Source organism: Runella zeae DSM 19591, from assembly GCF_000423565.1.
Classification (GTDB): domain Bacteria; phylum Bacteroidota; class Bacteroidia; order Cytophagales; family Spirosomataceae; genus Runella; species Runella zeae.
Genome location: NZ_AUIF01000003.1, coordinates 386,647 through 411,417 on the forward strand (window position 1 = coordinate 386,647; position 24,771 = coordinate 411,417).

23 protein-coding genes are annotated in these 24,771 nt (G+C 41.2%); 19 read left to right on the top strand and 4 right to left on the bottom strand.

What is annotated here, in order from left to right; all coding sequences use genetic code 11:
- Positions 1 to 136: 136 nt before the first annotated feature.
- A complete protein-coding gene (locus tag G563_RS0101675) occupies positions 137 to 1,210 on the bottom strand; it encodes an MBL fold metallo-hydrolase (RefSeq protein WP_084650727.1) in 1,074 nt (357 codons plus the stop codon).
- 137 nt (positions 1,211 to 1,347) lie between these two features.
- Here G563_RS0101675 and G563_RS0101680 point away from each other — a divergent pair, with 137 nt between their 5' ends.
- The 10 genes from G563_RS0101680 (at position 1,348) to G563_RS0101725 (ending at position 12,563) form a co-directional block, all read left to right on the top strand.
- Positions 1,348 to 2,529: an acyltransferase family protein gene (locus G563_RS0101680; protein WP_028663764.1), complete on the top strand. Its 1,182-nt coding sequence runs from the start codon at positions 1,348 to 1,350 to the stop codon at positions 2,527 to 2,529.
- Positions 2,530 to 2,685: 156 nt separating this feature from the next.
- Entirely contained in the window at positions 2,686 to 3,789 is a 1,104-nt protein-coding gene (locus tag G563_RS0101685) for a sulfite exporter TauE/SafE family protein (RefSeq protein WP_229598424.1), read from the top strand.
- A gap of 96 nt (positions 3,790 to 3,885) precedes the next feature.
- Positions 3,886 to 5,076 (top strand): trans-sulfuration enzyme family protein, encoded by a 1,191-nt coding sequence (locus G563_RS0101690; protein ID WP_028663766.1) that lies wholly within the window; start codon positions 3,886 to 3,888, stop codon positions 5,074 to 5,076.
- A 257-nt stretch (positions 5,077 to 5,333) separates the two neighbouring features.
- On the top strand, positions 5,334 to 6,050 hold the full coding sequence (locus tag G563_RS0101695; RefSeq protein WP_028663767.1) for a phosphoadenylyl-sulfate reductase: 717 nt from the start codon (positions 5,334 to 5,336) through the stop codon (positions 6,048 to 6,050).
- Between the two features lie 54 nt (positions 6,051 to 6,104).
- Positions 6,105 to 7,037 carry a sulfate adenylyltransferase subunit CysD gene (gene cysD / locus G563_RS0101700; RefSeq protein WP_028663768.1) on the top strand — a complete coding sequence of 311 codons (933 nt, stop codon included), beginning with the start codon at positions 6,105 to 6,107 and terminating at the stop codon, positions 7,035 to 7,037.
- A gap of 97 nt (positions 7,038 to 7,134) precedes the next feature.
- Positions 7,135 to 8,382, top strand: a complete 1,248-nt coding sequence (locus tag G563_RS0101705) for a sulfate adenylyltransferase subunit 1 (RefSeq protein WP_028663769.1) — start codon at positions 7,135 to 7,137, stop codon at positions 8,380 to 8,382.
- Between the two features lie 173 nt (positions 8,383 to 8,555).
- Entirely contained in the window at positions 8,556 to 9,932 is a 1,377-nt protein-coding gene (locus G563_RS0101710) for a glycoside hydrolase family 88/105 protein (protein ID WP_028663770.1), read from the top strand.
- Positions 9,933 to 9,962: 30 nt separating this feature from the next.
- Complete coding sequence (locus G563_RS0101715) at positions 9,963 to 11,087, top strand: glycoside hydrolase family 88/105 protein (RefSeq protein ID WP_028663771.1); 1,125 nt, start codon at positions 9,963 to 9,965, stop codon at positions 11,085 to 11,087.
- A gap of 289 nt (positions 11,088 to 11,376) precedes the next feature.
- Positions 11,377 to 11,931, top strand: coding sequence for a peroxiredoxin (locus G563_RS0101720; RefSeq protein ID WP_028663772.1), 555 nt, complete (start codon positions 11,377 to 11,379; stop codon positions 11,929 to 11,931).
- A gap of 47 nt (positions 11,932 to 11,978) precedes the next feature.
- On the top strand, positions 11,979 to 12,563 hold the full coding sequence (locus tag G563_RS0101725; protein ID WP_028663773.1) for a carboxymuconolactone decarboxylase family protein: 585 nt from the start codon (positions 11,979 to 11,981) through the stop codon (positions 12,561 to 12,563).
- A gap of 174 nt (positions 12,564 to 12,737) precedes the next feature.
- On the opposite strand, the gene G563_RS0101730 is transcribed toward G563_RS0101725, so the two are convergent.
- Entirely contained in the window at positions 12,738 to 13,835 is a 1,098-nt protein-coding gene (locus G563_RS0101730) for a GntR family transcriptional regulator (protein ID WP_084650728.1), read from the bottom strand.
- 284 nt (positions 13,836 to 14,119) lie between these two features.
- Complete coding sequence (locus G563_RS0101735; protein ID WP_028663775.1) at positions 14,120 to 14,896, bottom strand: LytR/AlgR family response regulator transcription factor; 777 nt, start codon at positions 14,894 to 14,896, stop codon at positions 14,120 to 14,122.
- A gap of 144 nt (positions 14,897 to 15,040) precedes the next feature.
- Between G563_RS0101735 and G563_RS0101740 the strand changes: the two genes are divergently transcribed.
- From G563_RS0101740 to G563_RS0101780, 9 genes are all read left to right on the top strand, one after another.
- On the top strand, positions 15,041 to 15,640 hold the full coding sequence (locus G563_RS0101740) for a hypothetical protein (RefSeq protein WP_157585001.1): 600 nt from the start codon (positions 15,041 to 15,043) through the stop codon (positions 15,638 to 15,640).
- Between the two features lie 30 nt (positions 15,641 to 15,670).
- Complete coding sequence (locus G563_RS0101745; protein ID WP_028663777.1) at positions 15,671 to 17,767, top strand: protein-disulfide reductase DsbD family protein; 2,097 nt, start codon at positions 15,671 to 15,673, stop codon at positions 17,765 to 17,767.
- Between the two features lie 79 nt (positions 17,768 to 17,846).
- The gene (locus tag G563_RS37855) at positions 17,847 to 18,011 is read left to right on the top strand and encodes a hypothetical protein (RefSeq protein WP_157585003.1); all 165 of its coding nucleotides are present in this window, start codon (positions 17,847 to 17,849) and stop codon (positions 18,009 to 18,011) included.
- Positions 17,983 to 18,453 carry a DUF6169 family protein gene (locus G563_RS0101755; RefSeq protein WP_028663778.1) on the top strand — a complete coding sequence of 157 codons (471 nt, stop codon included), beginning with the start codon at positions 17,983 to 17,985 and terminating at the stop codon, positions 18,451 to 18,453. Before G563_RS37855 ends, G563_RS0101755 begins: the two co-directional genes overlap by 29 nt.
- Positions 18,450 to 19,526 carry an LptF/LptG family permease gene (locus G563_RS0101760; protein WP_028663779.1) on the top strand — a complete coding sequence of 359 codons (1,077 nt, stop codon included), beginning with the start codon at positions 18,450 to 18,452 and terminating at the stop codon, positions 19,524 to 19,526. Before G563_RS0101755 ends, G563_RS0101760 begins: the two co-directional genes overlap by 4 nt.
- Before the next feature lie 41 nt (positions 19,527 to 19,567).
- Positions 19,568 to 19,789 (top strand): hypothetical protein, encoded by a 222-nt coding sequence (locus G563_RS0101765; protein WP_028663780.1) that lies wholly within the window; start codon positions 19,568 to 19,570, stop codon positions 19,787 to 19,789.
- A complete protein-coding gene (locus G563_RS0101770) occupies positions 19,779 to 20,114 on the top strand; it encodes a type II toxin-antitoxin system RelE/ParE family toxin (RefSeq protein ID WP_028663781.1) in 336 nt (111 codons plus the stop codon). Before G563_RS0101765 ends, G563_RS0101770 begins: the two co-directional genes overlap by 11 nt.
- Positions 20,111 to 22,483 (top strand): M1 family metallopeptidase, encoded by a 2,373-nt coding sequence (locus G563_RS0101775; protein ID WP_028663782.1) that lies wholly within the window; start codon positions 20,111 to 20,113, stop codon positions 22,481 to 22,483. The genes G563_RS0101770 and G563_RS0101775 overlap by 4 nt, the downstream gene beginning before the upstream one ends.
- 24 nt (positions 22,484 to 22,507) lie before the next feature.
- A complete protein-coding gene (locus G563_RS0101780; protein ID WP_028663783.1) occupies positions 22,508 to 22,900 on the top strand; it encodes a RidA family protein in 393 nt (130 codons plus the stop codon).
- Positions 22,901 to 23,146: 246 nt separating this feature from the next.
- Here the strand turns inward: G563_RS0101780 and G563_RS0101785 are convergent, their stop codons facing one another.
- Entirely contained in the window at positions 23,147 to 24,214 is a 1,068-nt protein-coding gene (locus tag G563_RS0101785) for a mannose-1-phosphate guanylyltransferase (RefSeq protein ID WP_028663784.1), read from the bottom strand.
- Positions 24,215 to 24,771 lie beyond the last annotated feature (557 nt).

The window sequence follows — 24,771 nt, forward strand, 5'->3', positions numbered from 1 at the left end:
CAACCTCTCCCCCTAAATCCCCCTCTCCAGAAAGGAGAGGGGGATTTTTAAAGCCCTTCTCCTAGCAGGAGTTGGGATGAGGTTAAAACCAAAGAATATTTTGTGCCCTGTTACTTTTGAGACAGCCCCTTTTGTTTTATATTGTGATGACTTCTCCGATATCTGCCAACACAATCAAATCGTGGTATTGGGGATCTTTTTTTAGATTTTCCAAAACACGATAAGCATCTCCTAAAGGTTCGTCCGACAAATCGAAAGTACCATAGTGCATGGGTACAAAACGCCGAGCATTCATATCTTGGGCAGCTTTCAATGCCTCCGTAGGCCCAGCATGACTTGATGCCATAAACCACTCTGGCTTGTAAGCTCCTACTCCCAATAAGGCCACATCTACTTCTTTAAAATATTTTCCAAAATCTTGATAGTGAGTGCTATATCCTGAGTCTGCCCCAAAATATACACTTTTTCCATTGGCGCGTATTAAGTAAGCTCCCCACAGGCTTTTGTTGGTATCGTTGAAATAGCGCCTTGCCCAATGCTGAGCAGGCAGATAAATAATCTCTATTTTAGAAGTATCTGTCTGATAAGCTTGGTACCAGCCAGCGGTTTGGATTTTGGTACTTTTTGTAAAAGCAAACAATACTTTATCTAATCCCAAGCCCGTAAGATAGGTAGCGTTGGGATTTTGAGAAGCCAGTATTTTGAGGCTTTTTTCGTCACAGTGATCGCGGTGGTCGTGCGAAACAAGAATATAATCAAGGTTTTTTAACTCCGTTACATCCACAGGAAGCGCAGAATAGCGCTTCATAAGAGGAGAAGGACTTTCAAATACCGGATCCGTGATGATATTGATACCATTGATTCGAATAAAAAAACTAGCATGACCTAGCCACATGATGCCATCTTCGTGGGAGTGCAAAAAATCATTGTTATTGATTACTCTTAGTCTAAAAGTATCGGCTTTCTTTTCCGCTTTTTGAGGATTGGTCTCGGTTTGCCATTTCCACAGTTTTTGGAAACCTGGTAAAGGTTGTAAATTTTCGTTTAGAAACCGACCTTCTGGATTAACCGGATTTCCTTTCCAGTCATCTCTTACAATGCGTAAGCCAGGGTTTGTACGATATTGGGTAACTTTCCATTCAAAGTTATCGTACACAAAAAAATAAAAAATAGTCCCAAAAAATAGAAGTGCAGCGAAAGCAAAGAGCATATTTTTCAAAGGAAAATGGGTATAAAAGCGAGATGAGCAAGTACTATCAAAAACAGGATACTTGATTACATAGTTCGTTGGGGTATTATAAATGCTCCTTAACGTACTTTTAGTGATACTAAACCCTTTTTCATTTTATGGCTCCTACTATACCCACTCGTGTTTCGTCGGTAGATGTTTACCGTGGTTTTGTTATGTTTTTGATGATGGCCGAAGTTCTCGAATTTGGTCATGTTTCCAAAGCATTGCCCGAAAGTAGTTTTTGGGCATTTTTAGCCTATCATCAAGACCACGTTGAGTGGGTAGGATGTTCGTTACATGATTTGATTCAACCCTCTTTTTCATTTTTGGTAGGGGTAGCCTTACCTTATTCGGTGGCGAGCAGGCTTGCCAAAGGGCAATCGTTCAAGAATATGTTTGGGCATACCCTTAAGCGGTCATTAATTTTGATTTTTTTGGGAATTTTTTTACGTTCTACGCATCGCGAGCAAACCAATTTCACTTTTGAAGACACCCTAACACAGATTGGTTTGGGCTATCCTATCTTGTTTTGGCTTGGTTTTCGTACTTTTAAAACCCAAGTGGTTGCATTGTGCACTATTTTAGTAGGGTATTGGTTGGTGTTTGCTTTGTATCCACTTCCTGATGCTAATTTTGATTATGCCGCCGTAGGTGTAGCGGCCGATTGGGAGCATAATTTATCGGGCTTTGCAGCTCATTGGAACAAAAATACCAATGCTGCTTGGGCTTTTGACCAATGGTTTATGAATCTCTTTCCCCGCGAAAAGCCTTTCATCCGAAATGGCGGGGGATATTCGACGCTTAGTTTTATCCCTACGCTTGGTACCATGATTTTGGGGCTATTGGCAGGGCAGTGGCTCAAAGATGAAGATGCCCCTCTCCAAAAAGTTAAGCGTTTTGGATTGATAGGAATTGGACTTTTAGGGACTGGGCTACTGCTCAATTGGACAGGAATATGCCCGAATGTAAAGCGTATTTGGACTCCTACGTGGACTATTTTTAGCGGAGGTTGGTGTTTTATTTTGCTGGCATTTTTCTACTGGATAGTAGATATCAAAGGCTATAAAAAAGCTTTCTTTTGGCTGATGGTAATCGGCATGAATTCTATTGCGGCTTACATTATCTCCCACACAATCGTAGAATTTATCCATCACTCATTCCAAATTCATGTTTCCAAAACCTACGACCAAATCTTAGGACTTAGCTATGAATCGTTGGTGAGAGGAACAGCGATACTCATCGTCGAGTGGCTGATTCTACATTGGATGTATCGAAATCGTATCTTTATAAGAATTTAACAAGATTTTTAGGGTAATTTTTGGACTTTTTAAATATTGCCTCTACTTTTGTAATGCCACGTCAGACGCGTGGCATTTAATTTAGGTTTATATTTCTATAAAATCAATATACTATATCTAGTTTTGGGTATAAATAAAAACATAGAAAACGATACCGTGGAGCAAGCCGCATGGGAAAGCTTACAGGTAGTGTTGATTGCCACTGGCAATGCTACTGAAGACCGCCGTTTGGCAGCCTTGGCCCGTGAGCAAGGGCTCAAAGTTTTATTGAAAGACTTACCCCAAGAGTCGGATGTATTTTATACTGCTTCGAGTCCTTCTAAGGTGGATGCTCAGCCAAAAGGAAGCTTTGAGTGGGTGTTAGATAAGTTCCTAACTCCCATATTGCGCCAACGTACTCGCTCCGAAATCGCCATGAATATCTTTGCAGCTTTGGCATTGATGATAGTGGGGCATTGGGTGTTTAGTTATTTTACGATTGAGCGTATCACCCTTATCGGACAAACCCTCCAAATCACCGACGAAGTTTTTTATTTTCTTCTAGCAGGCTTTGTAGCTCAGATGATTGACGGGGCCCTAGGAATGGCCTATGGTGTGACAGCCACTACATTTTTGCTTACGCTAGGAATTCCGCCTTCGGCAGTGAGTGCAAGTGTACACTCGTCCGAAATCTTTACGAGTGGGGTGTCGGGGTATATGCACTTGAAGTTTGGGAATGTAAATAGCAAATTGTTTAAAATATTGCTTATTCCTGGTGTGATAGGGGCTGCTTTGGGGGCTTATGTACTTACCTCTTTAGAGCAATATGCCCATTTTATCAAACCTATTGTCGCCGTTTATACCTTGATTTTGGGGATTTTGATTATTCAAAAAGCCTTGCAAAAACGTATTAAGAAAAAACCTATTAAAAAAGTAGGATTATTGGCGTTGTTTGGGGGTACTATGGACGCTATCGGCGGTGGTGGATGGGGCCCCATTGTATCTTCGAGCTTGATTGCAAGCGGGCGGCATCCCAAATATACCATTGGGTCGGTCAACTTGGCTGAGTTTTTTGTGTCATTGGCTAGCTCTGTTACGTTTGTGATGTTGATTGGTCTCTCTCATTGGCAGATTATTGTTGGTTTGATTTTAGGTGGTACGATTGCAGCGCCTATTGCGGCTCATTTATCACGCCGCTTGCCCATAAAAGCTATGATGATTATGGTCGGATTAGTAGTAATTATCGTAAGTTTGCGAAATATTTTAACGGTTCTGTTGTAACCCTGTATATAAAACCCACTGCTAGCCGTAAAATTCCAAAGCAGGTATTCCCTTCTCGTCCTTGATTTTACGACTATCTCATGACTTATCTCAATTATGAAACGTCAGACTAAAGCAATACGCACCCAAACCAAAAAGACACAATACCGCGAGCATTCGACGCCTTTGTTTCTTACATCTAGCTTTTCATTCGAATCTGCCGAGCAAGGCAAGGCACTTTTTGATGAAACAGAAGAAGGCAATATTTACAGTCGTTTTTCAAATCCTAGCGTTCAGGAGTTTGTAGATAAAGTATGTATGCTCGAAGGTGCTGAAGACGGGCTTGCTACTGCTACCGGTATGGCGGCTGTTTTTGCGAGTATGGCAGGGATTCTCAAGTCGGGCGATCATATTATTGCATGTCGGGCATTGTTTGGTTCGGCGCATCAGATTATTACGCAGATTTTGGCTAAATGGGGCATTACCTATACTTATTTAGATGCTGATGCTTCGGAGGCCGCTTGGGAAGCAGCCGTACAGCCCAACAGCCGAATGGTTTATCTTGAGACTCCTTCTAATCCAGGATTAGAGTTGGTCGATTTGGAGATGATTGGACGGATTTGCAAAAAACATAACTTGATTTTTAACGTTGACAACTGCTTTGCAACGCCGATTATCCAAACCCCTGCCGATTTTGGCGCGGACTTGATTGTCCACTCAGCTACTAAATTTATGGATGGACAAGGGCGTGTCTTGGGAGGTGTTGTGGTCGGAAAAGCAGAATATATCGCTCCGATTCGCTTTTTCTGCCGTCATACAGGCCCGTCAATGTCGCCTTTCAATGCTTGGACTTTGAGCAAAAGCCTCGAAACGCTTGAGCTTCGTATGGAGCGTCATAGCCAAAATGCACTACGCTTGGCAGAAGCACTCGAAGCACTACCCGAAGTCAAAAAGGTGAATTACCCTTATTTGCCAAGTCATGCTCAGTATGAGCTTGCCAAAGCACAAATGAATGCAGGTGGGGCGATTGTGACGATTGAACTTGAAGGTGGTTTTGAGCGAGTGAGTGCTTTTATGAAAGCCCTCAAAATCCCCACTTTATCATCCAACTTAGGAGATACGCGCACGATTATTACCAATCCTTTTACCACGACTCATTCCAAACTTAAACCCGACGAAAAAGCTTCTTTAGGTATTACAGAAGGCCTCATTCGTATTTCGGTAGGTTTGGAAGCGGTCGAAGATTTGATAGAAGATTTTACGCAAGCAGCCGTAGTAAGCGCTGAGGCGATTACGGCTAAAGTGTAGAAGATATATAAGCCTACAATTTCCTCACTTTCACTATCCATAAAGGCAATACGAGCCTAGGAAAAAATGATAGGTTGAGGAAATTGTATAAAACAAAACACTAACGAACCAATAAGTAGCAAAAGAATGTTAAGGCAGTACAAATCTCCTCATTGGTTGCTGGGTAGTTTTATAGTTGAAGAAGCTCTCTCTTTAAGAGAACATTCAAATATTGTTGTTTAGAAATTAATATACAATACAAATTCGATAGAATTAAAATGCATACAGAGGTATTTTCTCATACAGCTTCGTCGTTGCTAGAACAACTACAAGGCAAAACGGAAGTGGAATCATTGCGTTTGTTGGCAGAGATGTTTCCCGGACAAGTAGCTTTTTCGACTAGTTTGGGCTACGAAGACCAAGTAATAACAGATATGATTTTGGGGAATGCCCTCGATATCCGCATCTTTACACTGGATACAGGGCGTATGTTTCCCGAAACATACCTGACGTTGCAGAAAACCAATAATCGCTATGATTCAAAAATTGAAGTGCTTTTTCCGAAAAACGATGCCGTCGAGAAATTGTTGACCGAAAAAGGTCCTTTGAGTTTTTATGAGTCTATCGAAAATCGCAAAGAATGTTGTTTTATCCGCAAAGTAGAACCTCTCAATCGTGCTTTGCAAGGAGTTAAAGTGTGGGTGACTGGTATCAGAGCGGAGCAATCACCCAACCGTACAGATATGCAAGCTATTGAATGGGATGGCGGGCATGATTTGTTTAAGTTCAATCTCTTGTTGAATTGGACTTTTGAAGAAGTGAAAAATTATGTAAAATCTCACAATGTCCCTTATAATCCCTTGCACGACAAAGGGTTTGTAAGTATTGGGTGTGCTCCTTGTACACGTGCTATTCGTGAAGGAGAAGATTTCAGAGCGGGACGCTGGTGGTGGGAAGACGAAAGCAAAAAAGAATGCGGCCTACATGCGAGATAGCATATAGGGGTTACTCTTTGTAAAAGTAAATTAGAAAATCAGACACGATATATCATGTCAAATACCCAAAATTTAGAGTCTAGTAGTCAGCGAAAAAATTATCTAGACCAACTCGAATCAGAAGCTATCTATATCATGCGTGAGGTAGCTGGACAGTTTGAGCGTCCTGCCTTGTTGTTTTCGGGCGGAAAAGATTCAATCACGCTTGTTCGTTTAGCCCAAAAGGCATTTGCTCCGGGCAAAATCCCTTTCCCTTTAGTACATATTGATACAGGGCACAACTTCCCCGAAGCTATTCAGTATCGCGATTGGCTAGCCAACGAAGTAGGGGCCAAGCTGATTGTACGTCAGGTAGAAGATACAATCAAAGCCAAAGGCTTGAAAGAACAAACCGGAAAAAATGCTACGCGCAATTGGCTCCAAACATACACTTTGCTAGATACTATCGAAGAGTTTGAGTTTGATGCGTGTATTGGAGGTGCTCGCCGCGACGAAGAAAAAGCACGTGCCAAAGAACGTATTTTTTCTTTCCGTGATGAGTTTGGGCAATGGGACCCCAAACGTCAGCGACCTGAATTGTGGAATTTGTTTAATGGCAAAATCAGCAAAGGAGAAAACGTACGGGCGTTTCCGATTTCGAACTGGACAGAATTGGACGTGTGGTCGTATATCGAACGTGAAAAAATTCCGTTACCTACAATTTACTTTTCACATCAGCGCGAAATGATTTTGCGCGATGGCAATTTACTAGCTAATGCCGATTTTATTTACAAAGATGAGGCAGATGTTATAGTGACTAAGACCGTACGTTTTCGCACGGTAGGGGATATGACTTGTACGGCAGCGGTAGAATCAGAGGCCGATACTATCGAAAAAGTAGTCAACGAAATCAAAGCAACGCGTATCAGTGAGCGTGGTGAAACCCGTATCGATGACCAACAAACCGAGGCGGCGATGGAAGACCGTAAAAAGGGTGGATATTTTTAAACTTCCTTTCTTACCCCGTAGTGGCAGCTGCCTAGTAGGGGAGTTAAAAACAAACATTTAAAATAATAAAAAAATCCTCGTTGGGGATTTAGGGGCTATGGACATTCTAAGATTTATAACCGCAGGTAGTGTTGATGACGGAAAAAGTACCCTTATCGGCCGCTTGCTTTACGATACAAAAAGTATTTTGGCCGACCAAATGGAGGCCGTAGAACGTGCTAGTAAAACCAGAGGCGATGGCGAAATCGACTTGGCATTACTGACCGACGGGCTTCGTTCGGAGCGAGAGCAAGGAATTACGATTGATGTGGCTTACAAATATTTCCAAACGCCCAATCGTAAGTTTATTAGTATTGATGCGCCGGGACATATTCAGTACACCCGCAATATGGTGACGGGTGCTTCTAATGCCGACTTGGCAATCATCCTGATTGATGCGCGCCAAGGAGTAGTAGAGCAAACTCGCCGCCACTCTCTTATTGCTTCATTGTTAGGGATTCCGCATATTGTGGTAGCAGTCAATAAGATGGATTTGGTGGGATATTCGGAAGATGTGTTTTTGCAGATTGCCCAAGAATACCAAAAACTCGCTAGTAAACTCAATATCAAAGACCTGAAAATCATTCCCGTAAGTGCTTTGGCGGGAGATAACATCGTTGATAAATCTGAAGCAATGCCTTGGTACACGGGCGAAACAATGCTTCATTATCTCGAAAATGTGGATGTATTGAACGACCTTAATCTAACTGATGCGCGTTTTTCGGTACAGTATGTGCTTCGTCCTCAAACCGAAGAGTTGCACGATTATCGGGGATATGCAGGGCGCATTCAAAGCGGTGTTTTCCGAAAAGGAGATCCTATCACCGTACTTCCTTCGGAGCAAACCTCCAAAATTGCCAAAATTGAAATATATGGCGCAGAAGTAGAAGAGGCGTCGGCTCCCCAATCGGTGACTCTTTTGCTCGAAACAGACGTGGACATTAGCCGTGGGGATTTGATTAGTGGCAATGGCAATCAGCCCGTGTTAAGCCAAGATGTGGAAGCTACGATTTGTTGGATGGACGACCGTAAAGAACTAAAAGTAGGTAATAAATACACCCTGCAGCATGGTACTACGCGCGTTCGTTGTTCTATTAAAGGAATAGAATACCGCATCGATATCAACAATTATGAGCAATTGGAAGATGTTGAAAGCCTCAAGCTAAACGACGTGGCCAAAGTGGTGATTCGTACGGCAAAACCGTTGGCCTACGATTCATATCAAAACAATCGGGCCAATGGTGCGGCTATCTTGATAGACGAAACCTCCAACGTGACCGTAGGAGCATGTATGGTGGAAGCTTAGACAGAGCATAAAAACTACAATATATAACCTTGCTAAAAATCCCTCAACTCAAAAAGTTGGGGGATTTTGGTTTTGGGAAACTCGGCTCAAAATTACAGGTGAGTACGGGAATGTTTATGAGTTAAAAGCTATGTATTTTGTAGCTATCCAAAACAATGATTTCCAAAAAACCTATGAAAATCCTTATGCCCAACCAAAAACTCCTCTTAATGGGAGTGATGATGATACTAGCAACTCCTCTTTTGGCTCAGCGCAATGTGGTGAATGCCAATGATTCCAATACACCCTTGCACTTATTAAAGCCTGATTTTCCTGTTCCGTATGGAATTGTGGACCCAAAAGAGGTAAAAAGTGTAATAGATCGGATTCATGGTTATTTAAATACGGTTACTCCCACCGCATTTGTCAATGCCAAAACGGGTGAAATCGTTGCGGATTTATCCAAAATTGATGAAAACACTGCTTTACAAAAAGGAGACTATCGCCTCGTAAGCTACGAATGGGGCGTTACATATGCTGGTATGCTACTCGCAAGTCAGGTGACTGGCGACAATCGATACAAAGAATACACTGATAAGCGCTTGGCATTTATTGCCAATGCAGCTCCTTATTTTAAAAAAACAACCGAGGAACACGCCGATTGGGGTACCAAAGGCCCCCTTCGAGGATTGTTGTCACCTCATGCTTTGGATGATTGTGGCGCAATGTGTACCGCCATGATTAAAGCCACTCGTGCAGGAAATCAGTCGAACCTTAGACCCCTGATTGATATTCACATTGATTATATCTTAAACAAAGAACATCGCTTAAAGGACGGGACGCTGGCCCGAAATCGCCCCCAACCCAATTCGCTTTGGCTCGACGATTTGTTTATGGGAGTACCTGCTCTCGCTCAAATGGGCAAACTTACTGGCAATAAAAAATACTATGACGAAGCGGCCAAACAAATTCTACAATTTTCTAAAAGGATGTTTAACAAAGAGAAGGGCATATACATGCACGGATGGATAGAAGGCATGAGTGAGCATCCTCAGTTTCACTGGGCAAGGGCTAACGGCTGGGCTATCTTGACCAAAGTAGAAGTATTGGATGTATTACCCGAAAATCATCCAGCACGTCCTGCGATTTTAGCTTTATTGAAAGCCCATGCGAAGGGATTGACTTCTTATCAGTCAGGCTCAGGTTTTTGGCATCAATTGTTGGATAGAGAAGATTCTTATTTGGAAACTTCCGCTACCGCTATTTATACTTATGCTCTGGCTCACGCGATCAATAAAGGCTGGATAGATGGCCTTGCGTATGCTCCTGCGGTACTTGTAGCTTGGAATGCAGTGGCTACCAAGGTCAATGAAAAAGGGCAAGTAGAGGGAACCTGCGTGGGTACTGGTATGGGTTTTGACCCTGCTTTTTATTATCATCGTCCTATTAGCCCCTTCGCGGCGCATGGTTATGGACCCGTGATTTTGGCAGGAGCCGAAGTTATTAATCTGTTGAATAACAAGCAGTTTGAAATCAATGATAGCTCCGTTCAGCTGTTACAAAAGAAGTAAAATGTGTATGTTTTTAATACTTCCAAAAACATGAGAGATTTTTACAAAGCGATACTGCTACTTATCATAACCACACCCATCGTATTAGCTCAAAAACTCCCTAAACGGAAAGAGCTACTCAAGGCCATGACTACGGCCAATGCCTATTTTATGAACAAATGGCCTGAGGTAGGGAAGCCTATTGTTGGAAAAGACCGTACACGTCCAAGCAATATCTGGACTCGTGGAGTGTATTATGAAGGATTAATGGCGCTCTATCAACTCCATCCCCAAAAAGAATATTTGGAATACGCTCTATCCTGGGGAGAAGCCCACAAGTGGGGCTTGCGGAATGGGATTACTACTCGTAATGGCGATGACCAATGCTGTGGTCAAACTTACATTGACCTCTATCTCATGGACAAAAAAGAAGAACGAATCCGTGATATAAAAGCCAGCATGGACAATATGGTCAACAGCCCTAAAGAAGATGATTGGTGGTGGGTAGATGCCTTACAGATGGCAATGCCAGTGTTTGCAAAACTGGGAGTACTCTATAATGACAACCGCTATTATGAAAAGATGTACCAGATGTACATGTTTACTAAAACTCACCACGGTGATAAAGGTCTGTACAATCCCGCTGAAGGGCTATGGTGGCGTGACAAAGATTTTGACCCCCCTTACAAAACCCCTAAGGGCAACAATTGCTACTGGTCTCGTGGAAACGGATGGGTAGTAGCGGCACTAGTGAGGGTGTTGGATATTATGCCTAAAAATGCTCCCCACCGCGACGAATATCAAAAAACGTACCTTGAAATGATGCATGCACTTGTACCCCTTCAGCGTTCTGATGGATTTTGGAATGTAAGTCTGACGGATGAGGATGATTTTGGAGGAAAAGAGCTGACTGGCACTGCTTTGTTTGTATATGGCATGGCGTGGGGAATTCGTACGGGGCTTTTAGAAAAGAAAATCTATTTGCCAATTGTGGCTAAGGCTACAAATGCTATGCTGAAAGACTGCGTACACCCGAGTGGTTTTTTGGGATGGGTGCAGGGTACTGGAAAAGAGCCTAAAGATGGACAACCGCTAAGTTATGACAAACAGCCCGATTATGAGGATTTTGGTTTAGGATGTTTTTTGTTGGCAGGTACTGAAGTAGCCAAGCTGTAGTATCTTTCTCGTTTTATAATTCAAATCCCGAGTAGTGACTTTGGTCAATATTTGGGATTTTTTTATAGGTAGCTTCAAAAATTAATGCTCTCAATATCAATTTTTTAAAAATAGATATTGATAAAATCTATCAATCAATAGAAAATATTGATTTGATATAAGAGGTGATTTAGTACAGTTTTGCATCGTTATCAAAATTATACTTTTCAAATACGAAAATGCGTAATTTTGGTTAAAATAAATATTGAAATTGTACAAAAATAATTTTCACCATTAAATAGAAGCAATCATGGCTAGCCGTATGTTGGGATTGGGAGCTCAGTTTCCCTCATTCAAAAAGACTTCAGTTGTGTCTTTGGAAAAAGGCAATGAATTTTATGATATAACTTCAGAAGATCACAAAAACGCCGACAAATGGATGGTGATGTTTTGGTGGCCTAAAGATTTCACATTTGTATGTCCTACCGAAATCGCAGCGTTCAATCAAAAAGTAGAAGATTTCTCTGACCGCGATACTATCCTTATCGGAGCTTCTACCGATTCTGAGTTTGTACACTTAGCGTGGCGCAAAAACCACGAGGACTTAACAGGGCTTAAATTCCCGATGTTGGCCGATACTTCCAAGTCATTGGCAGAAGAGCTAGGTATCCTAGAAGCCAACGAAAAAATCGCCTACCGTGTTACTTATATTGTTGACCCTCAGGGTATTATTCGTTGGGTGTCGGCCAACGACCTTTCGGTAGGACGTAATGTAGATGAAGTATTGCGTGTATTGGATGCCCTCCAAACAGATGAACTATGTCCTTGCAACTGGAAACAGGGCGAGGCTACCCTCCAAGCATAAATTTTCAATCAAAAGGGAAGTCTCCTTTTTACTAACTTTCTACAGCTATGTTTGGAACAATTAGTGAAACCAAAAAAAGCTTACTGGCCGAAGTAAATCTGCCTGCTGAGTTTGAAAGTCTCTTCTTGGATCGCCTCAATGAAGCTGATCATCGTTATATCAAAGACCTCAAAATCAACGTTGCCAATGCGTTGAAAGCGCCTTCTTTGGGCGAAAAAGATGCTGTATTGTTGGCTTTGGGAGTTGCTATCAACGAGAAATCAACCGCGCTCATTGCCTCTTTGGAGGCATTGGCCCAGCAGCGTGGAGTTTCAGAAAAAGAGCTCAATGAGGTAGCGGCTTGTGTGTCGCTCATGAATGCCAACAACGTATTTTATCGTTTTCGGCATTTTATGAACAAAGAATCCTACAACAATATGCAAGCAGGGATTCGGATGTCTATCATGATGAATCCCGTCTTGGGAAAAGAATTTTTTGAACTGTTGAGTTTAGTGATTTCAGCGGTTAATGGTTGTGAAATGTGCGTCACTTCTCACGAAGCCTCCGTAAAATCGCATGGTGCTTCGGAGCAGCGAATCTTTGACGCAGTGCGTTTGGCGGCTGTTTTCAAAAGCTTCATTACGTTATTGTAAGTAGTTTAAGCGTTGCGTTATTTACATCAACGAACTAAAAAACAAAAATAGAGGTGTATATACGCACCTCTATTTTTGTTTATCTGCTTCGGACTACCAAAAAAAGTCTCTGCCAATATTGATAGAGACTTTAAGCATTATCTGTTCTTCTCAGTTATATAATCTTCAATACTGCTACAAGGAACCACGACGAATCATAAAAAAGGGATTTTTGACTTTGATGCGCTGTTGGGCAAGTAGTAAGTGGGCAGCTTCGCGCCCCATGTGTTCAAAATCGGTAGTGATAACCGTGATGCCGAGTAGTTCTTTGAGGGTAGTTTCATTAAATGAAATGATGCCTACTTCTTCTCCCAGTTGATAGGGAGTTTGACGTACTTTTTTGACAAGCTCCGCCAAATCGCTTTCTTCTACTACAATATAAGCGGTACGAGGGATGGGTATTTCATCTGAAATAGAAGGTAGAATAGAAAATTCTTTTTGATAATTAATACAAAAGTTACGGAAACCTTGTACGATTTCGGGCGGATATGTACCGTCTTGTGGAAAAACAAGGGCTAAATGATCGTACTTATTCAATAAATCTTGAGCTGATTCGAGAGCCTCAAAAATGTCTTTACAAAAATTTTGATAGACACTCAGAGGTTTATGAGCTAATTCGGGTATATCTCTGTCCAACAATATCAACTCCTCTGGAGGAATCGTTTCCAAAATTTTTAGGGGGGTAATATGGTCGGTGTCTTCAGTGAAGTGAGGCATGACGACATAGTAATTGTATTTCCCTAGATTTTTGTCGATGATTTCGCGAAAGCGACTAGCACTGTAATGATGAATCTGCAAATCAACACTAGCTTGTTCGCCTAAAGCCTTCAGAAAAGCATAATAAATAATTTTCTTATAAGAGCTTAACTTGTTGAATATGAGGAGGATTTTGATTTTTTTGTCGTTGGTAGCTTTTATATAATATCCTTTTCCTTGGATTGAAATAATGTCCCCTTGTGCTCTCAGTTCGCGATATGCTTTCTCGACCGTATCTCTAGCCAACAAATATTCGATACTCATTTCACTAATCGAAGGCAGCTGATCACCTTCCTTCAAAACCCCCCGATTGATGTCCCTTCTAATCGACTCTACGATTTGTTTGTATTTAGGAGTTTTGTCAAAAGGGTTCAATTGCAATTGATAGATCGTAGGCCCGTCTTTGCGCCGATAGGTATCGTGGAAGACATGCGCGGATTTACGACTTTGTTGAACCGATGCGAAAATAGTTGCCATGAAGAATTCCTAATTTGACTTTTCCTAGAAACTCTTCTATACCATCAAAGATGACATAAAAGAATAAGATATTGGAATATACATAGAAACTATTAAATTTTGTAAAGAGTAAAAGGTAAATATTTACGCAATCGTTATCGGGAACGTTATCAAAATCCTCCCTTTTCTATTTTTTATATTCGCCAATACCCTAAAAAGGAAAACCTGAAAAGCGCCCTTTTGCCTCAAAAATCAAGAAAATAATAGTATTTTTTTTAGATACAAACAGATGAATTATTTCAATACTAAAGTTCTAATAAACTGCGTATATTATCGGAGAACGATTGTCCTGAGATAAGTTTTGTAGATTTTTTATCGTTGAGAACCAAGATAAACTTTCCGTCAAAATGTTTTTGAACTTCTTTAAGGTGACGGCTATTAAGAATTGCTGCACGGCTAATTCTGACAAAGTAAGATGGTAATTTCTCTTCCAGAATAGAAATAGTGTAGCTTGTGAGGTATTTTTGGCCTTCCTTGGTTGCTAAAAATACGTATTTATCTTCCGCCTCGAAGTAGCTAATTTCTTCAAAAGGAATGAGCAAGATTTTGTCAGCAAATTTGACCGAAATAGCATGGAGTTCTTTTTTGGGTTTGAGCTGTTCAATTAGTTTTAACAAATTAGCATCAAAACCTGCGGCTACTGTAGTTTCGGTTGGAGCGGCGGCCCATCTACTTTTAAGTTTCTCAATAGTTTTGGTAAGTCTTTCATTTTCAATGGGTTTTAGTAGATAGTCGATAGAGTTTTCTTCAAAAGCCCGAATGGCATACTGGTCATAAGCAGTGGCAAATATTACCATTGGCATAAACGAAAGCTGCGCTAGCATCTCGAAGCCGTTTAAGAGAGGCATTTCGATGTCGAGAAAGATAAGAGCTGGACGTAGACTTTCAATCATAGTAAGTCCTTCGGCTCCATTGCTTGCTTCTCCTATCACTTCAAAAGTATCGCCAAATTGGGAGAGGAGACGGCGCAAGCGTATGCGGGCGAGAGGTTCGTCGTCGATGAGAAGGGTGGTGAAAGTCATGGCTATTAGAAAAACAAAACTCCAAAAAACACATTACTTAAGCATAAAGGGCAATTTACCAAATTTTGGCTTGAACCAAACATTGGCGTGCGGCGTTTTTATGGTGCTAAGGATAATGCACTAACTTTGAACCAAAAAATTGCGGTGAATCATAGACTATTTATTGGGTACGTATTAAGTTTTGGCCTGTTTTTTGTCGGATGCCATTCGGAGCAGCGACTTGAAGGCTCGAAAGAAGCAGTAGACAAAATAAAAAGTATGCAGATAAAGCGGGTTACTCCTCAGCAAATAGTAGCAATAGTAGACGATTGGGGTGCGCGCATAGTAAAGCAAGCTCAAGCCTCTTGGGATGCAGCACAGCGGCAGTCTCCAAAGGGGGAGCTAACCCAATTGTGTAAGCTCGAAGGTGTCAAAAAAATAGATTCGTTGGAAGCCTTATATGGAGTGCAGATTATGTTGTTGGGACAAAAGGACGTCAAAAACCCTAATCTCTCTAGCAAAGAACAAGAAGTAATGGATGCTTATGTCTATAATGCCGAAAATAAAATTTCCCAAATCACAAACATTCAAAAACTAGGAGATTCGGTATTGATATATACTTCTCCTATCCCCCAAGACCACATGATTTGTAAGGAATGCTTTAAGGATGATGCCACACATTTGGGGGTTTGGCGTATTAAGTTTTTAAAGAATGAAGTAGTAAGAAAAGTAGATGCCAAGTCGTTGGAAAAGAAAAAGAAATAACCTTCAGTGGAGTCAATTCCTAACTATGATATGAAAAAAACAATAGTAAGTAAGTTTATGAGACAGGCTGCTGTACTTTATGTGCTTTTAGTAGCATTTTCTCCCCTTTTTGCCCAAGTCCAAAACCACGCTCAGTGGTCGTTTGAAGGCCCTAAAAAAGAAGTAAAAGTAGGAGAAGTGGTAGAGGTAAAGTTTACGGCTACTATCGACAATGGGTGGTATCTTTATTCTAGTGAGTTTCCGGCAGAAGGCCCTACCAAAACCGAGATTAAGTTTAAGAAAAACCCTACGTTTGAAGTAGTAGGAAAAATAAAACCAGTAGGGTTTCATGAAAAATACGATGAAATCTGGGAAGGAAATGTAAGTATCGCAGAAGACAAGGCTTCCTTTGTTCAGAAAATAAAGATATTAAAAGAAAACCCAGTTTTGGAGGGGACTATCGAAGGGCAAACTTGTACCGTGAAAGACGGTCAATGTGTACTCACAAATGCTGATTTTAAAATTCCGCCTTTTAAAGTAGTAGCTGCTACAGTTCCCGAAAAAACAGACGGTGTGGTGGCAGAAACCAAGACACCTCCCACACCCGTCGTAAACCAACCTCAAGAAGTCGCAACTCCTAAAGAAGAGCCTACGGCAAATGCTGAGGTGGCGGCGGCTCCCCTTTCTCCTGCTCCTGAGCCTAGCAATCTAGCAGGTGCTCCCGTCGAAGACCCCGAAGAGTCGCTTTGGAGTTTTCTTTTGGCGTGTTTTTTGGGAGGATTGGCGTCGATTTTTATGCCTTGTATTTACCCTATCATGCCCATGACGGTGAGCTATTTCACGAAGCAAGAACATGGTACAAGCAAGGCATTGCTGTATGGTCTTTCGATTGTGGCGATTTTTACACTCTTAGGCTTTTTGGTATCACGAGTAGGAGGCGCCCAAGCTGCTAATTTTATCAGTACCCATTGGCTGCCCAATGCTATATTTTTTGTGGTATTTGTCCTTTTTGGTCTATCTTTTTTAGGCCTATTTGAAATTGTATTACCCAATTCTTTCGTCAATAGTGTTGACAAACAAGCCGATAAAGGCGGATTGATTGGTATTTTCTTCATGGCTCTTACCTTGGTGGTAGTATCGTTTTCGTGCACTGCGCCTATAGCGGGTACACTTCTCATTTTGGCATCTAAAGGCAATGAAGTAATGCGTCCTGTGTTGGGAATGATTTTCTTTTCACTTCCTTTTGCGGTGGTATTTACAGGCTTGGCCATGTTTCCAAAGTTTCTGAAAAGTCTTCCTAAATCGGGCGGTTGGCTCAATGAGTTTAAAGTAGTTTTTGGGTTGTTGGAGTTTGCATTAGCCCTCAAATTTTTATCCAATATCGACCTTGCATACCGTTGGAATGTGCTCGACCGTGAAATTTTCTTAGCCCTTTGGATTGTGTTGTTTACGCTGATAGGCTTTTATGTGTTGGGCAAACTACGGATGGACAAAGACACTCCCGTCAAAGGCATTACTATTCCGAGGTTGTTGATTTCGTCAGCTACCTTTGCTTTTGTGGTCTATATGATTCCGGGCATGTTTGGGGCGCCTTTGAGAGCACTTTCGGGCTGGTTGCCACCTGAGCAAACCCAAGATTTTTATTTGACCAATGCCGTAGGAAGTAGCGGCACAAATAACCCCTCGGCCATAGCCGATCGCAATAAGCCGCATTTGCCGCATGGCTTAGAAGGGTATTTTGAATACGAGCAGGCACTTGCACAAGCCAAAGCCGCCGGCAAACCCGTTTTTATTGATTTTACGGGATTCAACTGCGCCAATTGCCGTAAAATGGAAGCCAATGTATGGCCTCAACCAGAGGTTTTGACAAGGTTGAAAAACGATTTTGTGATAGCTTCGTTGTACGTAGATGATAAGACGGAATTGCCTGATACTAAGAAGTTTGTTTCGGCTTATGACCAAAAAGAGAAAACAACGATAGGGGAGAAAAACGCTGATTTGCAAATCACCAAGTTTAATAACAATGCTCAGCCGTTTTACTGCTTAGTAACCCCCGAAGGAGAGCTACTCACCAAACCCGTAGGCTACACAAGTGCCGAAGAGTTTACGCGCTTTTTGGACGAGGGATTGGCAAAATTTAAACGTTAAAAATCCCTAAAAGAGGCGGTCTTAAAGGAAATTCTATTATATTTTGTTAGTTTTGTAGCATTAATAATGCACATAAGCTATGGAAATTACAATCACCATTCCTGCTGGGAGCAAGTTGGAAGAGGTCGTAAGGAATATGATAAAAGACAAAAATGAAATTCATCAAGAATTGAGTAAAGGCAATACTTCTGTCATCACCCAAAAAGGCCGTAAAATTGTTCGAGTCTCCTTACCCAATCGTTGAAAACCCCGACGGTACCTATTCTTTTTTATCAGATTATGGCATTCATTATAGTATTGCCCTTTTTGATGCCTCTTTCCATTTCAACAATATAAGTATTCCTCAGGGGAATATTGTAGAGTTTAGTTTCGGAGCTGATAAAGAACTTCCTATTGACCCAAAGGTAACCGACACTATATTACAGTTCCTATTTGATTTTTTTCAAAATGTGCTGCTTTATGTGTGTGAGAGCGTTGATCGTAAACAATTGCCTCGCAAAAGGGTCTTTGATAGGTGGTTTTTGAAATATAGTCATAAAGATTTAGAAAAATATGATTTTTCATTTTCTTTAGATGATGTTATTATAACGGGAGCGGTCATTATAGATGTAAAAAATACAGAGCGAGATGTTCTGTTAAACGCTTTTTTAGAAAGCTATCAAGTTTATTCTGACTACAAATCATGAAAATCTTAGACAGATACATTCTCAAAAATTTTTTAGTTACTTACGTTTTCACGGTACTCATTACGCTACTGATTATATGCGTGATTGACTTTACGGAAAAAGTAGATAATTTTCGTAAGACCAACCCCTCTGCCAACGAAATCATTTTTAATTATTATCTCAATTTTATTCCTTATTATGCCAATTACCTTAGTCCGTTGTTGGTATTTATCTCTACGGTTTTCTTTACGGCTCGTATCGCCGCTCGCACCGAAATCATAGCGATGTTTAGTAGTGGAATAGGATTTTTGAGAATACTTTTTCCCTATGTTATCGGTTCTACCATTCTGGCAATCTTTACTTTTTATATGGTAGGCTGGGTGATTCCGCGTGCCAACAAAATCAGGTTAGCATTTGAGTATAAGTACATTGAAGAACAATTTTATTTCAATCGTCGCAATTTTCATATCAAAGTTGCTCCTCAAACCTACGCGTATCTCGAAAGCTACAACAACTCTTCTCAGACAGGATATAAGTTTACGCTTGAGCGTATTGAAGGAAATCAACTCAAAGAAAAACTGACTTCTGACCGTATCACATGGGAGCCCAAAAAGAAAAAATGGGAAGTCTATGATTATAAGGTGCGCAAGTTTGAAGGTCAGAATGAGACCCTGACCCAAGGTACCAAAATTGATACCACGATCAATCTAAGTCCTAAAGATTTTGAGAATGATAAAAACCGATTTGAGGAGCTTACCCTTAGTCAACTCAACGACTACATTGATTTGTTAAATCTACGCGGCGCGGATGGGGTACAGACCTATTTGCTCGAAAAATACACCCGCTTTACGCATCCTTTTGCTTTTATTATTCTGACGGTGATTGGCGTAGTGGTGTCGGCTCGTAAGAGTCGAAGAGGGTCAGGTTGGCAAATTGCGCTGGGCTTTATTTTAGCTTTTGTGTATCTCTTGTTTTTTATGTTGGCAAAAGGAATCGCTGAATCTGGGAAAATTCCAGCCGTAGCGGCGGTATGGTTGCCCAATGTGATTTTTGCAGGAATAGGTTTTGTCCTCTACAAGACCTTACCAAGGTGACAGAATATTTTATTAATTTTGGTTATCAAAATACTCAGACCATGCGAATCATCATAGAAACCAAAGAACGTCACCGGAATTTGTTTTTGGAAATGGCGAAAGCCGTAAAAGCCAAAGTAAAAATCGAAGAAGACGAAACAGAGCGCCCTCCTACCAAAGAAGAGTTTTTGGATAGCCTCGAACGGTCTTTGTTGCAAGCAGAGCTTCATTCACAAGGAAAGATTAAGTTAAAAACAGCTAGAGAACTTTTTGATGAGCTTTAAAATCATAGCCGTTCAAGAGTTTGAGAGGGAACTTAAACGCCTTTCCAAAAAATATAAGTCTTTAAAATATGATTATTTGTCATTGGTAGAATCTTTAGAAGACAACCCACTTATGGGTACTTCTATTGGTAAAGACTGCTACAAAATTCGTATGCCTATCCGTTCAAAAGGCAAAGGGAAAAGTGGAGGGGCAAGAGTGATTACTTATGTTAAAATCGTAGATGAAACCGTTTATTTGTTAAGCATATACGATAAAAGTGAACAGGATTCTATATCAGAAAAAGAAATTGCTAACCGACTTAATTCAATCAACAAACCCAAATGACTAAGTTATTTTTTTCTTTCTTGTGCTGTTTGGTAGGAGTGGTGGCGCCGCTTATGGCACAGCCTCCCACCGCTAATTATCATGCTAATTCCCGTTTTGAACAAATGGGTGCTCAGCTTCCTACTCCCAATACTTATCGCACTGCCTCAGGTGCGCCAGGGAAAGATTACTGGCAAAATCGTGTTGACTACGACATCAAAGTCGAAATCAATGACGAAAAACAACATTTGGTAGGTTCTGAAAATGTGACCTATTTCAACAACTCGCCTGACGAGTTGAGGTATGTTTGGATGCAATTGGATCAAAATTTGTTTGCCAACAATTCGATGGCCTCCCAAACGCGCTCAAGTGCCGTCAATGAAAAAGGAATGCCTCTCAGCTCGGTGATGCGTACCATGATTGATAAAGATTATGGCCATAAGATTACTCTTGTCAAAGACCTCAAAACTTCGCAGCCTCTACGCTATACCATCAACGAAACCATGATGCGTATCGAACTTCCCACGCCCCTTCGGTCGGGGCAATCGTTTAGCTTTCAGATTGATTGGAATTACAACATTACCGATTTTAGATATGCTTCGGGGCGTTCGGGCGCTGAGTTTTTTGCCAAAGACGGTAATTTTATCTATGAGATTGCGCAGTGGTTTCCAAGGGCATGTGTGTATGATGATGTAAATGGCTGGCAAAACAAGCAGTTTTTAGGACAAGGAGAATTTACTTTAGCTTTTGGAAATTATAAAGTGGCTATTACTGTTCCCAACGACCATATCGTAGGCGCATCAGGAGAACTACAGAATGCCAATCAAGTACTTTCGGCTACCCAATTCAAACGGCTTGAGCAGGCTCGTAAAACTTTTGATAAGCCAGTCTTGATTGTAAGCCAAGATGAAGCAACCCAAAACGAGTCCAACAAACCCAACGGTAAAAAGACGTGGATATTCAAAGCAGATAACGTACGTGATTTTGCGTTTGCTACTTCTCGTAAATTCATTTGGGATGCAATGAACGTGGAACTTAATGGGAAAAAAATCATGGCAATGTCGTTTTATCCCAAAGAAGCCAATCCACTTTGGGGACAATATTCGACGATGTTGGTAGCACATACAGTAAAAACATACTCTAGATTTACCTTTGATTATCCATATCCCGTAGCGCAGTCGGTACACGGGCCCGTGGGAGGTATGGAGTACCCTATGATTTCGTTCAACGGTGCTCGCCCCGAAGCGGACGGTACTTATTCAAAAGGAACAAAAAATTTCTTGATACAAGTAGTAATCCACGAAGTAGGGCACAACTGGTTTCCGATGATTGTTAATTCGGACGAGCGCCAATGGTCATGGATGGACGAAGGCCTGAATTCATTTCTCGAACACCTTACTACCAAAGAATGGGATAGAGATATGGGGGGAGACGTAGCCGAGCCCCAAAATATCGTTGAGTATATGCGTACCACTCCTGATAAGCAAGTACCTATTATGTCAAGTTCTGATAATATCATGGGTTTTGGCCCCAACGCCTACACCAAACCCGCAACAGGTCTAAATATCTTGCGTGAAACTATCATGGGTCGTGAACTGTTCGACTATGCTTTTAAGGAATATGCCAATCGTTGGAAGTTTAAACATCCTACTCCCGCCGATTTTTTCCGTACGATGGAAGATGCCTCTGGAGTGGATTTGGATTGGTTTTGGAAAGGTTGGTTCTATGGAGTAGAGCCCGTGGACCAAGACCTAGTAGAAGTAGAATGGTTTGCGGTCGATACTCAAAACCCTGAGCTCAACAAAGCCGAAGCCAAAAAACAAGCCGACGAAAAACGCAACACCGTAGCTCGTCAGCGCGACAAAGATTACATCAAAGAGTCGGTCGTGGAAAAAAATCCTGACATGAAAGATTTCTATAATACCTACGACCCTTACAAAGTAACCGATGCCGACAAGAAGAAATACGAAGCCTATCTGGCAAGTCTCTCACCCGATGAGCGAAAATTGGTGGAATCAGGTTTGAATTTTTATACGTTGAAAGTGAAAAACAAAGGTGGCTTGCCCATGCCCGTGATCGTGAAGATGCAGTTTGAAGACGGAACGGATTCGGTGGCTCGTTTTCCAGCGGAGATATGGCGTTTGAACGACCAGCAGGTATCGAAGGTGGTGACGACGAAGAAGAAAGTGGTACAATGGACGTTGGATCCTTATCGCGAAATCGCTGATATTGATGAAGAGAGCAATCATTTCCCACGTCAGCCAGCGCAGCCTACGCGTTTTCAGTTGTTTAAGTCCCAAGGTTTTTCCCAAGGAGCTTCAAATCCGATGCGTGATGCTCAAAAAAGCCAACCTCCAAAGGCTGGACAGCAGGGAGGGGCTAAAAATTAATCAATAACAACCATTTATTTATACATGTCACAAAGGATAAATATTTCGTCAGGAGCTCCGTGGGAAGCTATAGTAGGGTATTCGAGAGCCGTAAGAGTAGGCAATATCATCGAAGTTACGGGGACTGTTGCGGTCGACGACAACGGGCCTGTAGGAGTAGGGGATGCTTATGAGCAGACTAAATTTATTATTCAAAAAATAGAAAAAGTCTTGGCTCAGGCTGGTGCCAACTTAACACACGTGGTTCGGACTCGCTTATTTGTGACCGATATAGCCCAATGGGAAGCCTACGGCAAGGCTCACGGAGAATTTTTTGGAGAAATACGCCCATGTACTACGATGGTAGAGGTATCTAGGCTTATTGCACCAGAGTATCTGATTGAAATTGAAGCTACTGCGATTTTAGAGAATAAATAAAACAAAAAGAGGCTGTCTCAAAAGTCTAGTAGTACCAAATTATCTTCGGTGTCTATTCAACCTCACGGCAGCGGCCGACCGTCCCCTAACTCCCCCTCACGGTACGCCGTCGCGGCCTTTCAGTAGAGGGGGACTTTTAAAGCCCTTCTCCTGGCAGGACAGGGCCGCCTGAGCGGAAGGGTTGGGATGAGGTTAAAACCAAAGAATATTTTGTGCCCTGTTACTTTTGAGACAGCCTCTTTTTGTTTAGATAAATTCATTTCCAAATTGCTTGGCATCTGCCACAAAATCCCTGACGCGTTGTTCTTCATCGATTTTACAAATCATCAGTACCCCGCCGTGCTCAGCCACAATATAGCCTTCTAATCCTTGCACTACTACGAGTTTATCCCCAGACGTCTTAATGATACATTTGGAGGTATCATAGAGCAATTGCTTGCCATTAACTACGTTTTGTCGTTCATCTTTTTCCGATACATCATACAGCGACTTCCACGTACCCAAGTCAGACCAGCCCAAATCACTTAACACTACATATACGTTATCGGCTTTTTCCATGATACCAAAGTCGATAGAAATATTTTTGCAAAGCATATAGGCTTTGTCAATAAAACTTTTCTCCTGCTCGGTATAATAATCTTTCTCTCCGGCTTCAAACACCTCCGCTACTTCTGGCAAATAGCTAGCAAATGCTTTTCGAATGGCTTTTACATTCCATACAAAAATACCCGCATTCCATACGAAATCCCCACTTTCCAAAAATTTTATAGCAATATCTAAGAGCGGCTTTTCAGTAAAGGTTTTTACTTTTTTGACGAGCCCATCTGCCGCTAGGTATTGAATATAACCGTAGCCTGTATCGGGACGAGTAGGTTGGATACCTAGAGTTATCAAGATATCATTGTTTTGGGCAGCTTCTACGGCTACTCCAATTTTCTCTCTAAATACATCTTCCTTCAAAATAATATGGTCAGCAGGAGCTACGATCACGGTTGCTTTAGGATCTTTGCTAGCGATTTTGTAGGAAGCGTATGCGATACAAGGGGCTGTATTACGTCTATTAGGCTCTAATAAAATTTGATCATCAGCTAAAAAAGGCAATTGCTCTTTGACTAGGCCATAATATTCGGTACTAGTGACGATATATATATTTTCGGGAGGGCAAACGCCGTCAAATCGGCTTGCTGTCTGTTGGAGAAGAGATTTGCCAGTGCCTAATACATCGTGGAATTGTTTGGGATTATTGTTACGGCTAAAGGGCCAAAAGCGAGTACCTACCCCGCCTGCCATGATAATTACATAAGTATGATTCATTTGTCGATAGATTGATTTGGTACATAAGTGGGATATAGGTGATAAAAAGTCTTATTGCAAAGGCAATGCCTGTTGGTTTGTTGCGCTTCAAAATGCTTAAAATTAGTATTTTATGGTTTAAAGCGTATGAACTAGATGGCCTTTGTTGACTAAAAATAAAACTAATATCGGAAGTTATTCATTATTTAAGCGTTTTAGCGCAGAAATTTTAAATTGTAAATCTACGCTTTCCGTTAGGGTTAGCCAAAAAGGTGGATAGATAGATACCTTTGAGAGGAGGAAGTCATTAAAAAATAATAGGAGACGTTTAACAGGGATGGTTCTTAAATTGCTCTTTTAGGTATATTTTAAGAAAACAACACGCAAACCTTTTTAAAACGATAAATCAAGAGGTGAAGATAATGCTTGTCTCTAAACTACTTTTTGTGGTCTTTAAGCATCTATTGGCTAAAAAAACATTTGGATTATTCAAATAAAAAAAGCCTATATAAAGATTTTTTATATAATGATTAGAATAAAAAATTGTAAATTATTTTTAAATAAGCGAATATTACGCA